Here is a 15,453-nt window from a genome sequence, read left to right on the forward strand (position 1 = left end):
GGACGGCTCAGCGATGGATCGGGAACTGCCCGCCGAACGCGTAGGCTCCCATGATCGCCAGCGCCGTGAGTCCGAGGACCAGGACGTCGAACCCGGTGACCTTCAGGTACGCGAGCCGCATCTTCCTGCCCCGCGGGTCGGAGGCGGAGAACGTGAAGCCCCGGGTCTCGAGCGCCTCGACGGTGGTCCGGACGTTCTTGGCGGTGTTGAGCATGATCGGGTAGAAGGCCGTGACCGCGAGGACTCCCCAGTGGAGGGCGACCCGCCACCCCAGGAACCCGCGGTTCTCGACCGGCGCGTACCGCAGCCGCTGGCCGTCGAACACCGTGACGTACTCGTCGACGAGGATCGGCAACATCCGGTACCCGTAGCTCACCCCGAAGGCGAGGATCTCCGGTGCCCGCAGTGACAGCAGCGCGTCCGAGAGTTTCTCCGGATCGAGCGACACGAAGGCCGCCATCGAGGCCATCGACACCGCCCCGAGTTTGAGGTTGAGTTCTCCGAGCGCGATGAGCGTCTGCAGGTCCCCGCCGAACAGGAAGGCCGCGGCGAACAGGCCGATCCCGTTGCCCACGAGCCCGAACAGGAACAGCCCGAGGACCAGCGGCCCCACCCGGGCGAGCACGACCGAGACCGCGCCCATCACGAACAGACCCATGAGGACCGTGAGGTTGTGCGTGAACCACGGTGCGAGTGCCGTCACCAGGTACCACAGGAGCACCATCCGCGGATCCATCCGGGCGAACACACCCCCGCGCGTGGAATACGCGGTGCGCAGCAGTTCGAGCCGCACCCAGTCGACGCTCAGGACGTCGCGTTGCTTCCGGGTCATCGTCATCGTGCCATCTCCTGTTCCGCATCCTCGTCCACGACCACCAGCCGGTCCCGCAGTTCGTCCGCGGTGAGCGGCACCGGACACATCCCGAGTTCCGCCCCGATCCTGGCCGCCTGGGGCGGGATCAACCGGGTGCGGGTCGTGATCTCCGGCCGGGAGAAGAGCTGCCGGGGGTGGACGTCGGCGAGTACCTGCCCCTGGTCGAGCACGAGCACCCGCGTGGCCCAGGTCGCCACGAGCTCCATGTCGTGGGTCGCGACGACGGCACACCGCACGGTGTCCGCGAGCGATTCGAGCATCCCGGTGACGTCGTCGCGGGACCGGATGTCGAGACTGGAGGTCGGTTCGTCGAGCAACAGCAGTTCCGGGCGCATCGCCAGGCCGATCCCGATCGTCGCCCGCCGTTGCTGGCCACCCGACAGGGTCCGCCCGTCGCGATCGGCGAGCTCGGCGAGCCCCACCCGGTCGATCACCTCGTCGACGACCGAGCGCGCATCGGGCACCTTCCGTCCCTCGGGGAACAGTGCGATGTCGGCCCGCACGCTGTCCTTGAGGAACATCCGCTGCGGGTGTTGGTACAGGTAGGAGACCGAATCGGCGAGCCGCGCCGCCGACCGTCGGCGCGTGTCCACACCGGCCACGGTCACCGTGCCCTCCCGCGGCACGATCAGCCCGGTGAGCAGCTTCATGAGCGTCGTCTTCCCGGCCCCGTTCGTCCCGACGAGCGCGATCCGCTCCCCGGCGTGCAGGTCGAGATCGAGGTCCCGCAGCACCGGCGTGAGCGCCCCGCTCACACTCCGGTACCCGTGCCGCACACCCCGCAGCGAGGCGACGACCTCCCGCTCCCGAGGCGCGCTGGTCGAATCTCCGGCCGGGTCCTCCCGGCGGAGCCCGGACGCTCGCTCCCGAGGCGCCTCGGCGGCGGGCACGTGGGGACGCAGCACACGGGCGGCGGACTCGACGTCGAGGGCCACGGGACGGGCGCCGACGGCGGCCGACAGGGCGACGGCGTCGGGAGCGGGGATGCCGTGGGCCTCGAGGTCGGCGTGACGGTCCATCGCCTCCTGGACGGGCAGGTGCCAGACGGGGGCGCCGTCGGCCATGAGGACGACGGAGCGGGCGAACTCGGCGACGAACTCCGCGTGGTGTTCGATGGTGATCACCGTGATGCCGTGGTCCTCGTTGAGCTCGCGCAGGCGCAGGTAGATCTCGCGGGCGCGGGCGGGGTCGAGTTCGGCCACGGGTTCGTCCACGACGACCACCTCGGGCCGCATGGCGAGCACGGCGGCCAGCGCGACCAGGTGTGCCTGCCCGCCGGAGAGCTGCCAGACGAACCGGTCGCGCAGGTGGGCGATGCCCAGGCGGTCGAGCGCCTCCTCGGTGCGTTCGGCGTGATCGGCGTGTCCGAAGTTGAGGGGGCCGAAGGACACCTCGTCGCGGACCGTGGGGCGCACGAGCTGGTTCTGGAAGTCCTGGTAGACATACCCCACCCGACTCGACAACGCCGCGACCGAGGAGTCCCAGGTGTCCTCGCCGTCCACGTGGACGGAGCCGGCGAAGTCGCCGTTCCAGTAGTGGGGCACCAGACCGTTGAAGGTCTTGCACAGCGTGGTCTTGGCGGACCCGTTGCCCCCGACGACCGCGACGAAGTCGCCGCGGTCGATCGTGAGGTCGACGTTGCGCAGGGTGTCACGGTCGGTGCCGGGGTACCGGAAGGACAGGTCCTTCACCCGGATGACGGGATCAGTCAACGGACTTCGATCCGGACCGACGGAACAGCAGGAGGGCGAGGCCCATGACGACGACGATCGCGCCGACGGAGACCCACAGGAACCCGTTGCCGAACCGGTCGAGGAAGTCCGGCTCCCAGGCCCCGGCACTCAGGTCGAAGGCCTCGAGGAAGGCGAACCCGAAGGAGGCGAGGGACAGCAGCAGGACGGCGGCGACGAACAGCGGGCCCCGTGGGGCGTCGCCCGGGATCGGCTCGCCGGGGACGCGCGGACGCAGCCCCATGAGGGGTTCGATCTTGCCGTGGAGGGCCGGGACCAGCCAGATCGCGGGGATCGCGCCGAACAGGACACCGCTGATGACGACGTCGGTCAGGAGGCCCACGCCCTCGACGGCGAGGATCGACTGCGGCAGACCGGTGACGAACTCGGCGTCCTCGACACCGATCCACACCTTCGACATGTCGACGATCGCGGAGAGCACCTTGTCGATGAGGATGATCATGAGGGCGCTGATCGCCAGCTGTGCGCGGTTCTGCGGATTCCGCACGATCGAGCCGCCGATGTAGATGGCGAGGAACATCTGGAGGTAGCCCTCGACCTCGGCCAGGCCGCTGAAGTCACCCATGAGCAGGTCGGTGAAGACGATCTCACCGAGCGGCGCCCCGAGTGCGGCCCAGAAGGGGGAGAACAGCGCGGCCATGGCGACCGGGATGAACATCATGTTGGAGATCGACAGCTCGACGGGGCCGATCTGGAACTCCGGGATGATCTCCAACAGGATGTTCGACAGCCCGAAGAGGGACATCGAGAGCACGAAGATCATGAGCTTCTGCGAGGTGGTGAGCTGCGCGGACCGGATGCCGTCGATCGCACCCCGGAGGGTGCCGCTGCGGGCCTCGGTGGATCCGAGCGCGGAGTTCTCGGTGGAGGAGGTCGGATTGCGGTCGGTGGGTGTGGACATGGTGTCGCTCCTGGAGGCAGGTGGGACGGGCGGCGGTGAGAGGTGGTCGGTCGGTGGTCAGGTGTCGAGTGCGGCGAGCACGTCGATCACTTGGGCGGGGGAGTCGAGGACGTGGTCGGCGAGTCCGGCGGCAAGTGCGGCGTCGAGGTCGGCGTCGGAGTCCTTGCCGCCGCGCAGCAGGCAGACGGTGCCGATCCGGGCGTCCCGGCCGCCGCGGCCGTCGTTGACGACCTTGTCGCCGACGTAGACGACATCGGCCCGGTCCGCACCGACACCGGCCAGCGCCGCCTCGAAGATCGCGCCACCGGGCTTGCGGATCCCGATCTCGTCGGAGTACGCCGCCGGGCCGATTTTCTGGGCGACCCCGTACCGGTCGAGCAGTTCACGGACCCCACGCCCGGAGATCGTGTTCGAGACGATGCCGATGGTGATCCCGCGGTCATGCGCCCATTCGATGAGCTCGACGACGCCGTTTCGGGGCGCCGGGATCGACTTGGCGCGGTGGAGGACGAGGGAGAGCTCGGATGCCTCCGCCCGCAGCACCGGCCGCAACGCTTCCGGCAGGTCCTGGCCGACGATCTCACCCCACAGCTCGGCCGGGTCGACCTCCGCGTGGGTGTGGTCGGGCGCCTCGACTCCGTCCCCGGCGTGCTTGCGGGCCCGGTGCCGGTCCCACCCGTTCTCCAACGCGGCCAGTGCCTGCGCGTGGGTGAGGGGCACACCCGCCCGCTCGGCGAGCGCGACGAGGTGCCGGGCGACGATCCGGAACTTCTCCGGGTTCGACTCAGAGTCCGTGATGACCCCGCCGTTGTCGAGCAGCAGCGCCGGCCGTCCCCGCCGTCCGGCAGGTGCCCTGTTCCCCGCCGCCGAGACGCCCTGCCCGGGGCGGGCGTCGGTGGTGTGCGGAGGGCGGGGCGCCTCGGGAGCGGGGGACGCGAGCGCGGCACGTAGCGGGACGAGGAGATCGCGGGGGTCGTCGACGAGGAGGTCGGGCACCTCGGCGACGGAGAAGGGCGGGGCGTCAGTGCGGGAATCACGGGTGATGAGGACGGCGCCGACCCCGGCGCGGCGGCCGACGACGACGTCCCGGTCGAGGGTGTCGCCCACGTACCAGGTGTCCGGGGCGGTGGTCCCGAGGGCGTGGGCGGCGCGGGTGATCATGCCGGGGTGGGGCTTGCGGATGCCGACCTCGTCGGAGTAGATCTGCACGCCGAAGAAGTCGCCCAGGCCCGCCTCGGCCAGCAGGCGGCGGTGGGCGCGCCCGGACTCCGCGTTCGACACGATGCCCAGGAGGATCCCGGCCCCGCGGGCGGTCGTGAGGAGATCGTGGACGCCGGGGCGGACGGCGTGGTCGACCTCCGTGACGACCATTCGTTCGAGGACCGGGTCGGCGTCGAGGGCGAGCATGGCGCGGACCGGGGCGGGGAGGTCGGCGAAGAGGAAGTCGCCGACGAGTTCGGCCGGTGCGAGTTCCTGCGGCTCGGGGCGGCGGGAACAGGAGTCCTTCCACAGACGGTGGGCGCGGCGGCCGGTGCGCAGGGACTCGGCGACCGCCTCGGCGTCGAGGGAGTACCCGATCGTCCGGGCCCGGGTGACGACCCAGTCGGCGAACTCCCGTTCCCAGTCCTCCCGGGGCGTGGTCGTCATGACGACCCCGCCGAAGTCGAGCAGGAGGGCGCGCGGCGCCGGGGCGGAGAGGTCCGCCGGGGCGTCGAGAGCGGGTCCGGGGGTGGGGGTCGTGGTGGTCACGGGGCTCCTCGGCTGTTGGGAAGAGAACTGCGCAGGCGGATCAGGACGTCCCCGACGCTACGGAGTGCCTGGGCCCGGTTCGTGAACAACGGGTGAAGGGGTGCCCACCGGGAGCGGACGAGGACTGAAAATTTTCAGATCGGGGTGCGGGGAACGTCGGACGGATCCGTCCGGGACTGCCAGACTCCGATGTCGTGAGCCCCTCCCGTCGTCCCACCCTCGCCCAGGTCGCCCGCGTCGCCGGGGTGTCGACCGCCTCGGCCTCGATGGCGCTCAACGACCGGCCGGGGGTGAGCGCCGCGACGCGGCGGAAGGTGAGCGCGGTCGCGCGGGAACTCGGCTACGGCCGCCGGGGGAGGGGGACAGGTCTCGTCGGTGTGTTGCCCACGGATCTGGGGAACCCGTACCACACGGACGTCATCGCGGGGATCGAGCGGTACACGGACTCGATCGGGTTGAGCGTCGTCATCATGCACGGCAGGCGCTCCGCGGACCACATGCGGAGTGGGGTGCAGCGGCTCTCGGACCTCGGGGTCGACGGGATCATCGCCGTGACCTCGTGGCTGGACCCGGAACTCATCGAACAGGCCGCGCAGGTGGTGCCGGTCGTCGTCATCGGGCGGATGCAGGACCCGGTCCCGGGTGCCGACCACGTGCTCAACGACGACGAGGCGGGTGCGGTGCTCGCCGTCGACCACCTGGTGGGTCTCGGGCACCGGCGGATCGCGCACGTGACGTCCTCCAACCGGCCCGGTCCGGCCCTGCGGCGGGCGGGGTTCCTGGCCCGGATGGAGCGGTCGGGACTCGGTGCGGGGGCACAGGTCGTCGGGCCGGAAGGTGTGGACGAGGGGATCGACGTGCTGTTGCGCGGGATCCTGCGGGCGGACACCGAGGCCGTGAGCGCGGTGTTCGCCGCCAACGACATCGCGGCCGTCCGGGTGCTCCACCGGGCGGCGGAACTCGGGGTGGGGGTGCCCGAGCAGCTCAGCGTCGTCGGCTACGACAGTTCGGCGGTGGCGCTCACCGTCCGGCCGCACCTCACGAGCGTGAACCAGCCTCGCGAGGCGATGGGGCGATTGGCCGGGCAGATGATCCGGGAGCGGCTGGAGGGCCGCACGCACGCCTCGGTGAGTCGGCTCGAACCGCACCTGCGCGTCCGCGATTCGACGGCCCGTGCGGAGTAGGGGCCGCGACTGCGAGGTTGATGTCGTTCGACGGGGCTCTTGTCTCGCAGTCCTGCACGACTACGAGACTTCTGCTTCGTCGAACGACATCAACCTCGTAGTTCCGATGAGGGACTGCCCGGTCGACGGTGAGGGACTGCCCGGTGGACGGCTCGGGGTCACCGGCGGAGATGGTCGGTGGTCGTCAGGTGGACGATCCGTATGACGGCGGTCGCGGCGGCGAGGACCGCGAGCACGTAGAGGGGGAGCGAGGGTCCGAGGGTGTCGTGGACCGCCTCGAGGAGCACCGGCAGGCCGAAACCCAGATAGGTCGCCACGTAGTAGATCCCGATGACGATCCCACGCCGGTGCGGCGGGGCCAGCCGGTCGACATCGGTGAGCCCCTCCCGCAGGCACAGCCCGTAGGCCGTCCCCAGGACGAACACGGCCGTGACCGCCATCGGCCACGAGGGCGTCGACCCACCGGTGGCGATGAGCGCGAAACCGCAGGCCGCGGCGATCGCCCCGGCCACTCCGGACCCGGCACCCCAGCGCCGCCGCCGGGCGATCACCTGGAGGAGGACCCCGGTGGACAGACCGACGCCCGCGGCGAGTCCCGGCATGATCGCCCGGTACTCCTCGTCCACGGGCAGACGGGAGGGCGTGATGATGAACGCCACGATCGCCGTCGAGAACACCCACATGGCCATCGGCAGCGCGGCGAGGAGCGCACGCCCCACGCCCCGTTCCGGAATCGTCGGCTGCACCGACCCCGGTCCCGAGCCGGCCGAGGCGCCTTCCACTCCGGACGCCCCCGGGTCCTCCCGTGCAGGACCACGGTCCCCGGCGGCAGGGGAGTGCAGGACGGGGGTGGAGGTGAGGGCGCCTCGGGAGCGGGAGGCGACGACCCCGGCGACGGAGACCGCCGCGAGCGAGGCGAGCACGGTGGCGACGAAGGGGACGGTGATCGTGGCGCCACCGCCCAGGAGGAGCGCCAGACCCCCGCTCACGATCGGACCCACGGCGAACCCCGCGGTCAGCGCGATCCCGGCGAAGGTGGCGCCGGCGGTCCCCCGGAGGTCCGCGGCCCAGGCCGTACCCGCGCTCATCGCCAGCCCCACCCCCGCGCCGACGACGAGGCGGCCGACGAACACCCCGGCCTCGGGGTGCCAGACGGACATGAGCAGGTTCCCTCCGGCCGCGACGAGTGCCCCGGTGAGGACCACGGGTCGCGGACCGAGCCGGTCGGCCAGACCTCCGCCGCCCAGCAGGCCCGGGACCAGGCCGAGCGCGTACAGGCCGTAGGCACCGGTGACGACGAGTGCGGACAGGTCGAGTTCGTGGCGGAGCACGCCCATCATCGAGGCGAAGTGGTTCGCCGCCCAGCCCGCGGTGAAGAGCAGGAGGGCGACGGAGCGGAACAGCGCGGTGTCACGGCGCAGGGGTGGTGGTGCAGCCACGGTCGAGGGGTCCTTCCCGGTGACGGCGGTGCACCGTCACCCAGGGGCATCCTCTCAGGAGACGGGTGGTTCCGGGGTGGGATTCCGGTCCGATCCCACGGAGCCCGGATCCGTGGGGCCGGAATCCGTGGTGCCCTGTGGCGGGGACGACCGGGTGCGGGTCCGCGGATCCCCGAACAGGGCGCGTCCCGCTTCCAGGGTCGCCTTGTCGAGCAGCCGCTTGTACTCGCGGGTGTATCCGTCCTCGATCTCGCCGACGAGGTCCCGCAGCGACACCCCGAGCGCCCGGCTGATCCCGAACAGGGTCCACAGTCCCGGGTTGGCCGGCCGTCCGCGCGCCCGGTCGGAGAGACCCGACTCGAGGTTCTGGTAGGGGTTCCGGGAGATCCCGGCGTCCCGGGCGACCTCGGCCTGGGTCCGTGAGACCCGGAAACGGTGGGTCCGCAGCACGTGCGCGAGCGAGGCGGCCAGAGCCCTGTGCTCCGTGTCGGTGTCCGTCCGCGCCTGGTCCATGGATCCGAGTCTCAGACGGTAGAGGCCACGTCATGCCATGTATGTATGGCTTACATGCGTCCCATGCATAGCGGGGTCCGGTCCCCGTCGGGCCCGGCGGCCGCGCTCGCTCCCGGCAGGGCCGCCCGGCCCCTCACTCCCCGATGCGGTGGACGGAGAACCACGTGGACCCCGTCGTGAACCGCCGCGACCACAGGGGTTCGACGTCGGCGGGCAGGGTCTCCCCGGGGAGATACCGGGTGGAGGTCCCGGTGACCACCCGCCCGAAGTAGTCGGTCAACACGACCGGACCGTCCGCCCGCGCGTAGAGCGGGAGGAGCCGGTTCTCCAGGGGCCGGGTGTCGATGTCCGCTCCCGAGAGGCCGATCGTCGTCCCGTCGGCGGTGAACGGCATCGTCACGGTGCGCACGTAGTCGTCCATCCCGAGGAAGTCGTGGTACGGCCCGAACACCGTCGGCCGACGCTGCTCCAGGGGCTCGGTGTAGAACCGGCGGTCCTCCTAGTTGTAGTAGGCGGTCGTGCCCGGGAGCATGTTGAACGCCACCCGGCAGTACCCCTCCGATTCCCAGTCGTGGGCCCACCACTCGATCCCGCGTTCGTAGTCGGGGAAGAGCCCGGGACGGACGAGCACCCCGCACCCGGCGACGACGGGCACCCGCTCGAGCAGGTCGATGTAGGTCCCGCCGAGCTCCGCCAGCCGCGCGCGGGTGCTCTTCCGCCGCGCCCGGCCCCCGGTGAAGATCCGCGCGGCGCGGTCCGTCGCCTCGGCGAGGCGATCGAGGACCTCCCGGAACACCTGCTCGGTGCGGTCGGTCAGGTCCTGCGCCGCCGAGGCGCCCTGCCCGGACCCCGTATCCGCGGTCCCTGCCCCGGGAGCCGAGAGGTCCGCGCGAGCGGCCAGGTCGACCTTGGCGCGCACGAGCGCGGCGATGCCTGCGCGGGAGTGTTCGTGGGCGAGGGCGCCGGCCGTCTCGGCGTCGTGGTCGACGATGGCGCGGACGATCGCGGCGTGATTGCGGCAGGACCCGGCGCGGTCGAGGTGGCCCGTGTGCCACAGGAGCTCCATCGTCTCCGCCTGGAGTTCGATGAGCCCGTCGGTGAGGCGGCGGGAATGGCTGGCCGAGCCGATCTCCACGTGGAAGGCGGCGTCGGCGGTCACGAGTTCCTGGTGGGTCCGCGCCCGTTCGAAGGTCGCCGCGAGATTCTCCAGCCGCAGACGGTTGTGGCTGAAGGCGCGGGCGGCGGCCGTCCGCGCGGAGGTCACCATGAGGGAGGTGAAGTGGTCGCCGAGGTCCCGGAGTTCGGCCAGGGAATAGGCCCGCAGTGTCGCGTCGAGCTCCGTGGGGGTGCGCAGGGGGATCCGGGTGACGAAGGTGCCCCCGGCCCGACCGCGGCGGGTGTCGACGACTCCGTCCTCCCGGAGGACGGACAGGGCTTCGCGGACGGTCGAACTGGCGGTGCCGAGGGTGGCGGCGAGTTCGTGCTCCGTGGGCAGGCGCTCGCCGAGGGTGATGAAGCCGAGGACGATCGCCTGGCGGATGCGATCGGCCACGACGTCCGAGCGGGAGTTGTCCTCCAGGCGCCGGAAGACGAGGGAGCGGGTGGCAGGCGTCGACGGTCGTCCGACCTCGGGCCGTGGCGTCCGTTCACTCATGCGGGCAACTTTACCTGCGAGAACAGGGGTTTCGGTGGCGAAGTCGTCGGGTGCGCCGGACATGGAAACGGGCGTCCTCCTGGCTCAAGGAGGACGCCCGTTCCGTCGGGGGAGGGCACGTCATCGTCGTCGTGCCCGGCCGGTGGCGGGGGATGCAGCCGCCGCCACCGGATCTCGTGCGGTCAGAGACCCATGCGCTCGCGCAGGGCGGTGACCTCGTTCTTCAGTTCGGCCGGGACGTGGTCACCGAGCTCGGCGTACCACTCCTCGATCGACTCCAGCTCGGTGGCCCACTCGTCCGGGTTGATGGCGATCGCGTCCGCCAGCATCTCCGGGGTGAAACCGTCGAGGCCCTCGATGTCGAGCGCGTCCTCGGCCGGCGAGTACCCGATCGGGTTCTCCACGGCCTCGGCCTCGCCCGCCACGCGCTCGAAGACCCACTTGAGCACGCGGGAGTTCTCCGAGAAGCCCGGCCACAGGAAGCCGCCCTCGGAGTCCCGGCGGAACCAGTTGACGTAGAAGATCGTGGGCAGCTGCGCACCTTCGGTGGCGCCGATGTCCAGCCAGTGCTGGAAGTAGTCACCGACGTTGTAGCCGATGAACGGGCGCATGGCCATCGGGTCGCGGCGGACGACGCCCACGGCGCCGGTCGCGGCAGCGGTGGTCTCGGAGGACAGCACCGAACCCATGAACACGCCGTTCGTCCAGTCGCGGGTCTCCATGACCAGCGGCATCGTCGTCTTGCGGCGACCGCCGAACAGGATCGCGGAGATCGGCACACCGTCCGGGTTCTGCCACTCCGGAGCCAGCGTCGGGACGTTGGAGATCGGGGTGCAGAAGCGGGAGTTCGGGTGGGCGGCCTTGGTGCCGGACTCCGGCGTCCAGTCGTTGCCCTTCCAGTCGGTGAGGTGCTCCGGGGTCTCCTCGGTCATGCCCTCCCACCAGACGTCGCCGTCATCGGTGAGCGCGACGTTGGTGAACACGTTGCCGCCGGCCTCGATGGCGTGCATCGCGGTGGGGTTGGTGTCGTAGCCGGTGCCCGGTGCGACACCGAACAGGCCGAACTCGGGGTTGACGGCGTAGAGCTGTCCGTCCTCGCCGAACCGCATCCAGGCGATGTCGTCGCCCAGGGTCTCGGCCTTCCAGCCGGGGATGGTCGGCTCGATCATGGCGAGGTTCGTCTTGCCGCAGGCGCTCGGGAAGGCGGCGGCGACGTACTTGACGTCACCGGCCGGGTTGGTGAGCTTGAGGATGAGCATGTGCTCGGCCAGCCAGCCCTCGTCGTGGGCGATGGCGCTGGCGATCCGCAGGGCGTAGCACTTCTTGCCGAGCAGGGCGTTGCCGCCGTAGCCCGAACCGAAGGACCAGATGGAGCGCTCCTCCGGGTAGTGCACGATGTACTTGGTCGGGTTGCACGGCCAGGCGACGTCCTGCTGACCCTCGGCCAGCGGGGCACCGACGGAGTGGACGCACTCGACGAAGGTGCCGCCGTTGCGCTCGATGGCCTCGAGCACGGCGGTGCCGGTGCGGGCCATGATCATCATCGAGAGGACGACGTAGGGGGAGTCCGTGACCTCGATGCCGAAGGCCGGGTGGGTGGCGTCGACGTGACCCATGACGAAGGGGATCACGTACATGGTGCGACCCTTCATCGACCCCTCGAAGAGACCGTTCATGGTCTCCTTCATCTCGGCCGGGGCCTTCCAGTTGTTGAGGGGGCCTGCGCCCTCCTCGGTCTCCGAGCAGATGAAGGTGCGGTCCTCGACACGGGCGACGTCGTCCGGGTCGGACTTGGCGTAGAACGAGTCCTTCTTCTTGGTGAGGCGGACGAGGGTGCCGGCCTCGACCAGCTGGTCCTGCATCGCGGTCTTCTGCGACTCCTCACCGGTGATCCACTCGATGGAGTCCGGGGTGGTGAGTGCGGCGATCGTGCCGACGAAGTCCAGGACGTTCTTGTCCGTGGTGGGTGCTCCTGCAAGCAGGTCTTCGACTGAGCCATGGTCGAGGACGGTCATCAGGATGTCTCCTCTGTTCGGGGGTTCGGGCGGGCCCGACGGTGTGCCGGGCTCCTCACGTGACATCCACAGTAGGAATTCGACCTGGGGTAGAAGGGCCGTGTCGGGCCTCTTTTCCTGTGTGTCAGCTCACCGGGAGCGATCCAGTGACGGATACATGAGAAGTGAATGACGGATGCTGCCATAAGAATGAAGGATCATGTCATGGCGTCAGGCCTCCCGTCCGGACCTCCACGCTGTCCGGTCGGGCGTTCCGGAGGTGGATCGTGCGGGGGAACGACGAAGGCCCCGGACTCTCGTCCGGGGCCTTCTTGAGCTGTGCGCCACGAGGGATTCGAACCCCCAACCTTCTGATCCGTAGTCAGATGCTCTATCCGTTGAGCTAGTGGCGCGTATTCACTTCTGTGTCGTTCCTGACTGGAACTCGCTGCTCCCTCGGCGTTCCGGCCTCGCTTGCAACGAGACAAAACTATACGCAGGTCCCCGGGGCGACACAAATCCGAACGGGCACTTTCCGGGGTGTTCTCGCTCACGTGACGTCGCGCACGCGAGCGAGGCGCCGGCGTGCCGGACACGACGAGGCCCGGATCCCGATCGCGGGACCCGGGCCTCGTGTGCCTTCAGATCATGCCCTCACCCCGGTGGGGCGGAGCAGGGGAACCTCAGACCTGGCGGCGGTTGCGGGTGATGATCACCAGTCCGACACCGAGGGAGACGAGGGCGAAGGCGATACCGGCCAGCAGGCCGGCACGCTCGGCACCGGTCATCGGCAGGGTCTTGTCATCGGCCTGTGTGTCGGTGACGACCTGCTCGTCCGAGTCGTCCTGCTCGGGGGCGGGGGCCTCCTGCGTCGGCTCGGTCGTCGGCTCGTCCGTCACCGGCTCCTCGGTGGGCTCGGTCGTCGGCTCCTCGGAGGGCTCCGGTTCGGTGGTCGGCTCCTGGGTCGGCTCCGGCTCCGTGGTGGGCTCCTCGGTGGGTTCCGTCGTCGGCTCCGTGGTGGGCTCGGGCTCCGGCTCGGTCGTCGGCTCCTCCGTGGGCTCGGTGGTCGGCTCGGGAGTCGGCTCCGGCGTCGGTTCCGGGGTGGGTGCGGCCGCGGTGAGGTTCTCGATGCGGCAGCGGTTGGTCATGTCGATCTGCACGCCGTCACCGGACTGGGCCAAGACCTCGGGCAGTTCCGGACCGAAGTCGCCGTCCTCGCGGAGGGTGCCCTCCTGGAGGAAGGTCGTGATGACCGGGTCGGCGCAGTTGTCGTACTCCTGCTGCGAAGCGTAGGTGCCGTGGCCGTAGCCCGCGACGGACAGCAGGGTGCCGCCGGCCAGCTCGGCCGTGGCCAGCGATCCCGCGTACGGGGTCCGCGAGTCGTGCGTGCGGTCGACGACCAGGATCTCCGGCATGTTGTCCGGGGTCTGGGCGGACGGCAGGGTGCCGTCGACCGGCCAACCCTCGCACTGGGCGGGGATCTGGTCCGTCGTGTTCCACAGCGGCGGAAGTGCCGGGATCGCGGCCTCCAGAGCGGCGTCGTTCGCGGCCCAGGTGTCGGGGTTACCGACGTAGGACGTGTCGCCGTGGTCGGCGCAGTCGATGGCCAACTGTGCCACGGCCATGTCACCGATGGCGGCGCTCAGGTACTTGGAGCGCAGGGTGATCGGCAGGACCTCGACGTTCGCGGCCACGGACTGTGCCGTGGCCTGGGTGTCGGTGTTCGCGGCGATGTCCAGGTAGAGCTCCGAGGCGTAGCCCCAGATCTGGTCGTAGGACACGTACTCGATGGCCTGGGAGGCGGCGAGCATGCCGGCCTGGTCGCCCTGCGCGGACTGGAAGTCCGTGAGAAGTGCGATACCACGGTCGCGGAGGTTCTGCACGTCGGTGATGCCGTCACCGAGCGGGCAGCTGAAGTCCGCGCCGGGGTTGTTCGTCCCCGTCTGCGTGTACGGCGCGTACTCGCCCCAGGTGGTGCCGTCCTCGCCACGTGCCGAACAGTCGAGTGCCCATCCGTCCCAGTTGGTCTGGACGGCGGCGTACCGCTCGTTCATGAGGTCGTTGTAGTACTGGATCGAGTTCGAGGCGTCGGTGTTCACGCCGACGGCGGAGTCGACGACGATCTGACCGGAGTTCTCCGGGAACCGCTGCCCGTAGAAGTAGCCGATGGTCGATCCGTAGGACACGCCCCAGAAGTCGAACTGCTCGCCACCGAAGACGGACCGGGCGATGTCGAAGTCGACGACGGTGTCCCAGGTGCCCAGGTGCTCCATGTAGCGCTCCTGCTGCGGGACCTGCTGTCCCTCGGCCACGGAGCCGTCACCGTCGAAGTCGACGGCCGAAGCGGTGAGGTTCACGCAGTCGACGTACTGCTGCGGGGTGTTCTCGGTGATCGCCGCGGCGAGGCCTGCGCTCAGGCCGGGGATAGTGAACCCTGCAGGCGCCTCGGTGCCGGGGACCGGATCGACCGGTGCACACTGCGCCGGGGCGAGCGAGGTGGAGACACCACGCGGATCGATCGCGATGAAGTCGTGGGTCGACAGCAGGTTCTGGACCTGCGGCGAGCCGGCCAGGCCGACGGCCGCATCGAGACCGGAACCACCCGGGCCGCCCGGGTTGAAGAAGAGCGGGCCCTGCGGGTTCGCGCTCGTCGAGGGGATCCGCATGACGCCGAGAGCGGCATTGCCGAAGGCCGGGTCGTCGGCGTCGACGGGCACGGCCATGTAACCGCACTCGGCGCCGGCGGCCTGGGCCTCGGCACTCAGCGTCGTCTCCATCGCCGCACAGTTGGCCGGCGAGAGGTCGACGGACTGCGAGTAGTAGGCGTCGAGGCCCGGGTACACGGCACCGGTCGCGGTGCCGGGGCCGGTGGGCGTGGGGACGTGGAAGATGTCGTCACCGTCGGCGTCGTAGAGCGTCGACGCGAGCTCGGTGTACAGGCCCGGGTCCTGCGGGCCGGCGGGGACGGACTGGGCGGATTCCGTCTGCTCCGGCGTGGCCTCGGGAGCGGACTCCTCGGTCGGAGCCGGGGTCGCGTCCTGCGCCTCCTGGTCCTTCGCGGTGTCCTTCTCCGCGGCACCCGTGTCCGCACCGTCCTTCTGTGCCGGACCCTGCTGCTCCTCGGCAGTGGTCTCGCCGGCAGCGGTCTCCTCGGCTGCGGTCTCCGAGGCGGCGGGGGAGGCCGACTGGGTCTGCGTGGGCTGCGCGGTCGCAGCGGCGGCGGGATTCGCGAGGGCGAGCGGGGCGATGAGGCCCGCGGCAGCGAGCGCTGCCGCCCCGGCCCGACGGCCGAGTCGTCGCGTGAATGGGCGCACAAGGGCCCCTGTTCGTCGTGTCATGAGCGCCACCCTACGAATTACTTGTCGGTAACACCACACGTTCTGCCAAGGAAACC

General features: G+C 70.5%; 11 protein-coding genes and 1 tRNA gene. 1 reads left to right on the top strand and 11 read right to left on the bottom strand.

The genetic code is table 11. The features are described 5' to 3' along the window. Positions 1-7: 7 nt before the first annotated feature. From AAD496_RS02515 to AAD496_RS02530, 4 genes are read right to left on the bottom strand one after another with little or no spacing between them, the layout of a single operon-like run. The gene (locus tag AAD496_RS02515; RefSeq protein WP_349827060.1) at positions 8-838 is read right to left on the bottom strand and encodes an energy-coupling factor transporter transmembrane component T family protein; all 831 of its coding nucleotides are present in this window, start codon (positions 836-838) and stop codon (positions 8-10) included. Continuing rightward, positions 835-2,586: an ABC transporter ATP-binding protein gene (locus AAD496_RS02520; RefSeq protein ID WP_349827061.1), complete on the bottom strand. Its 1,752-nt coding sequence runs from the start codon at positions 2,584-2,586 to the stop codon at positions 835-837. The genes AAD496_RS02515 and AAD496_RS02520 overlap by 4 nt, the downstream gene beginning before the upstream one ends. Beyond that, entirely contained in the window at positions 2,579-3,526 is a 948-nt protein-coding gene (locus AAD496_RS02525; RefSeq protein WP_349827062.1) for a DUF8171 family membrane protein, read from the bottom strand. Before AAD496_RS02525 ends, AAD496_RS02520 begins: the two co-directional genes overlap by 8 nt. Positions 3,527-3,583: 57 nt before the next feature. Beyond that, positions 3,584-5,275 carry an HAD family hydrolase gene (locus tag AAD496_RS02530; RefSeq protein WP_349827063.1) on the bottom strand — a complete coding sequence of 564 codons (1,692 nt, stop codon included), beginning with the start codon at positions 5,273-5,275 and terminating at the stop codon, positions 3,584-3,586. Between the two features lie 194 nt (positions 5,276-5,469). Between AAD496_RS02530 and AAD496_RS02535 the strand changes: the two genes are divergently transcribed. Then, a complete protein-coding gene (locus tag AAD496_RS02535) occupies positions 5,470-6,459 on the top strand; it encodes a LacI family DNA-binding transcriptional regulator (protein WP_349827064.1) in 990 nt (329 codons plus the stop codon). A 158-nt stretch (positions 6,460-6,617) separates the two neighbouring features. Here the strand turns inward: AAD496_RS02535 and AAD496_RS02540 are convergent, their stop codons facing one another. The 7 genes from AAD496_RS02540 to AAD496_RS02570 form a co-directional block, all read right to left on the bottom strand. Continuing rightward, complete coding sequence (locus tag AAD496_RS02540) at positions 6,618-7,898, bottom strand: MFS transporter (RefSeq protein WP_349827065.1); 1,281 nt, start codon at positions 7,896-7,898, stop codon at positions 6,618-6,620. A 54-nt stretch (positions 7,899-7,952) separates the two neighbouring features. Continuing rightward, a complete protein-coding gene (locus AAD496_RS02545; RefSeq protein WP_349827066.1) occupies positions 7,953-8,411 on the bottom strand; it encodes a helix-turn-helix transcriptional regulator in 459 nt (152 codons plus the stop codon). Between the two features lie 133 nt (positions 8,412-8,544). Beyond that, positions 8,545-8,832, bottom strand: coding sequence for a hypothetical protein (locus tag AAD496_RS02550; protein ID WP_349827067.1), 288 nt, complete (start codon positions 8,830-8,832; stop codon positions 8,545-8,547). A 78-nt stretch (positions 8,833-8,910) separates the two neighbouring features. Continuing rightward, a complete protein-coding gene (locus AAD496_RS02555) occupies positions 8,911-10,065 on the bottom strand; it encodes a FadR/GntR family transcriptional regulator (protein ID WP_349827068.1) in 1,155 nt (384 codons plus the stop codon). A gap of 182 nt (positions 10,066-10,247) precedes the next feature. Then, complete coding sequence (locus tag AAD496_RS02560; RefSeq protein ID WP_349827069.1) at positions 10,248-12,080, bottom strand: phosphoenolpyruvate carboxykinase (GTP); 1,833 nt, start codon at positions 12,078-12,080, stop codon at positions 10,248-10,250. 319 nt (positions 12,081-12,399) lie between these two features. Then, a tRNA-Arg gene (locus tag AAD496_RS02565) sits at positions 12,400-12,472 on the bottom strand. A 270-nt stretch (positions 12,473-12,742) separates the two neighbouring features. Continuing rightward, positions 12,743-15,397 (bottom strand): alpha/beta fold hydrolase, encoded by a 2,655-nt coding sequence (locus tag AAD496_RS02570; RefSeq protein WP_349827070.1) that lies wholly within the window; start codon positions 15,395-15,397, stop codon positions 12,743-12,745. Positions 15,398-15,453: the final 56 nt, after the last annotated feature.

This window comes from Brevibacterium litoralis (genome assembly GCF_040212315.1).
GTDB lineage: Bacteria > Actinomycetota > Actinomycetes > Actinomycetales > Brevibacteriaceae > Brevibacterium > Brevibacterium litoralis.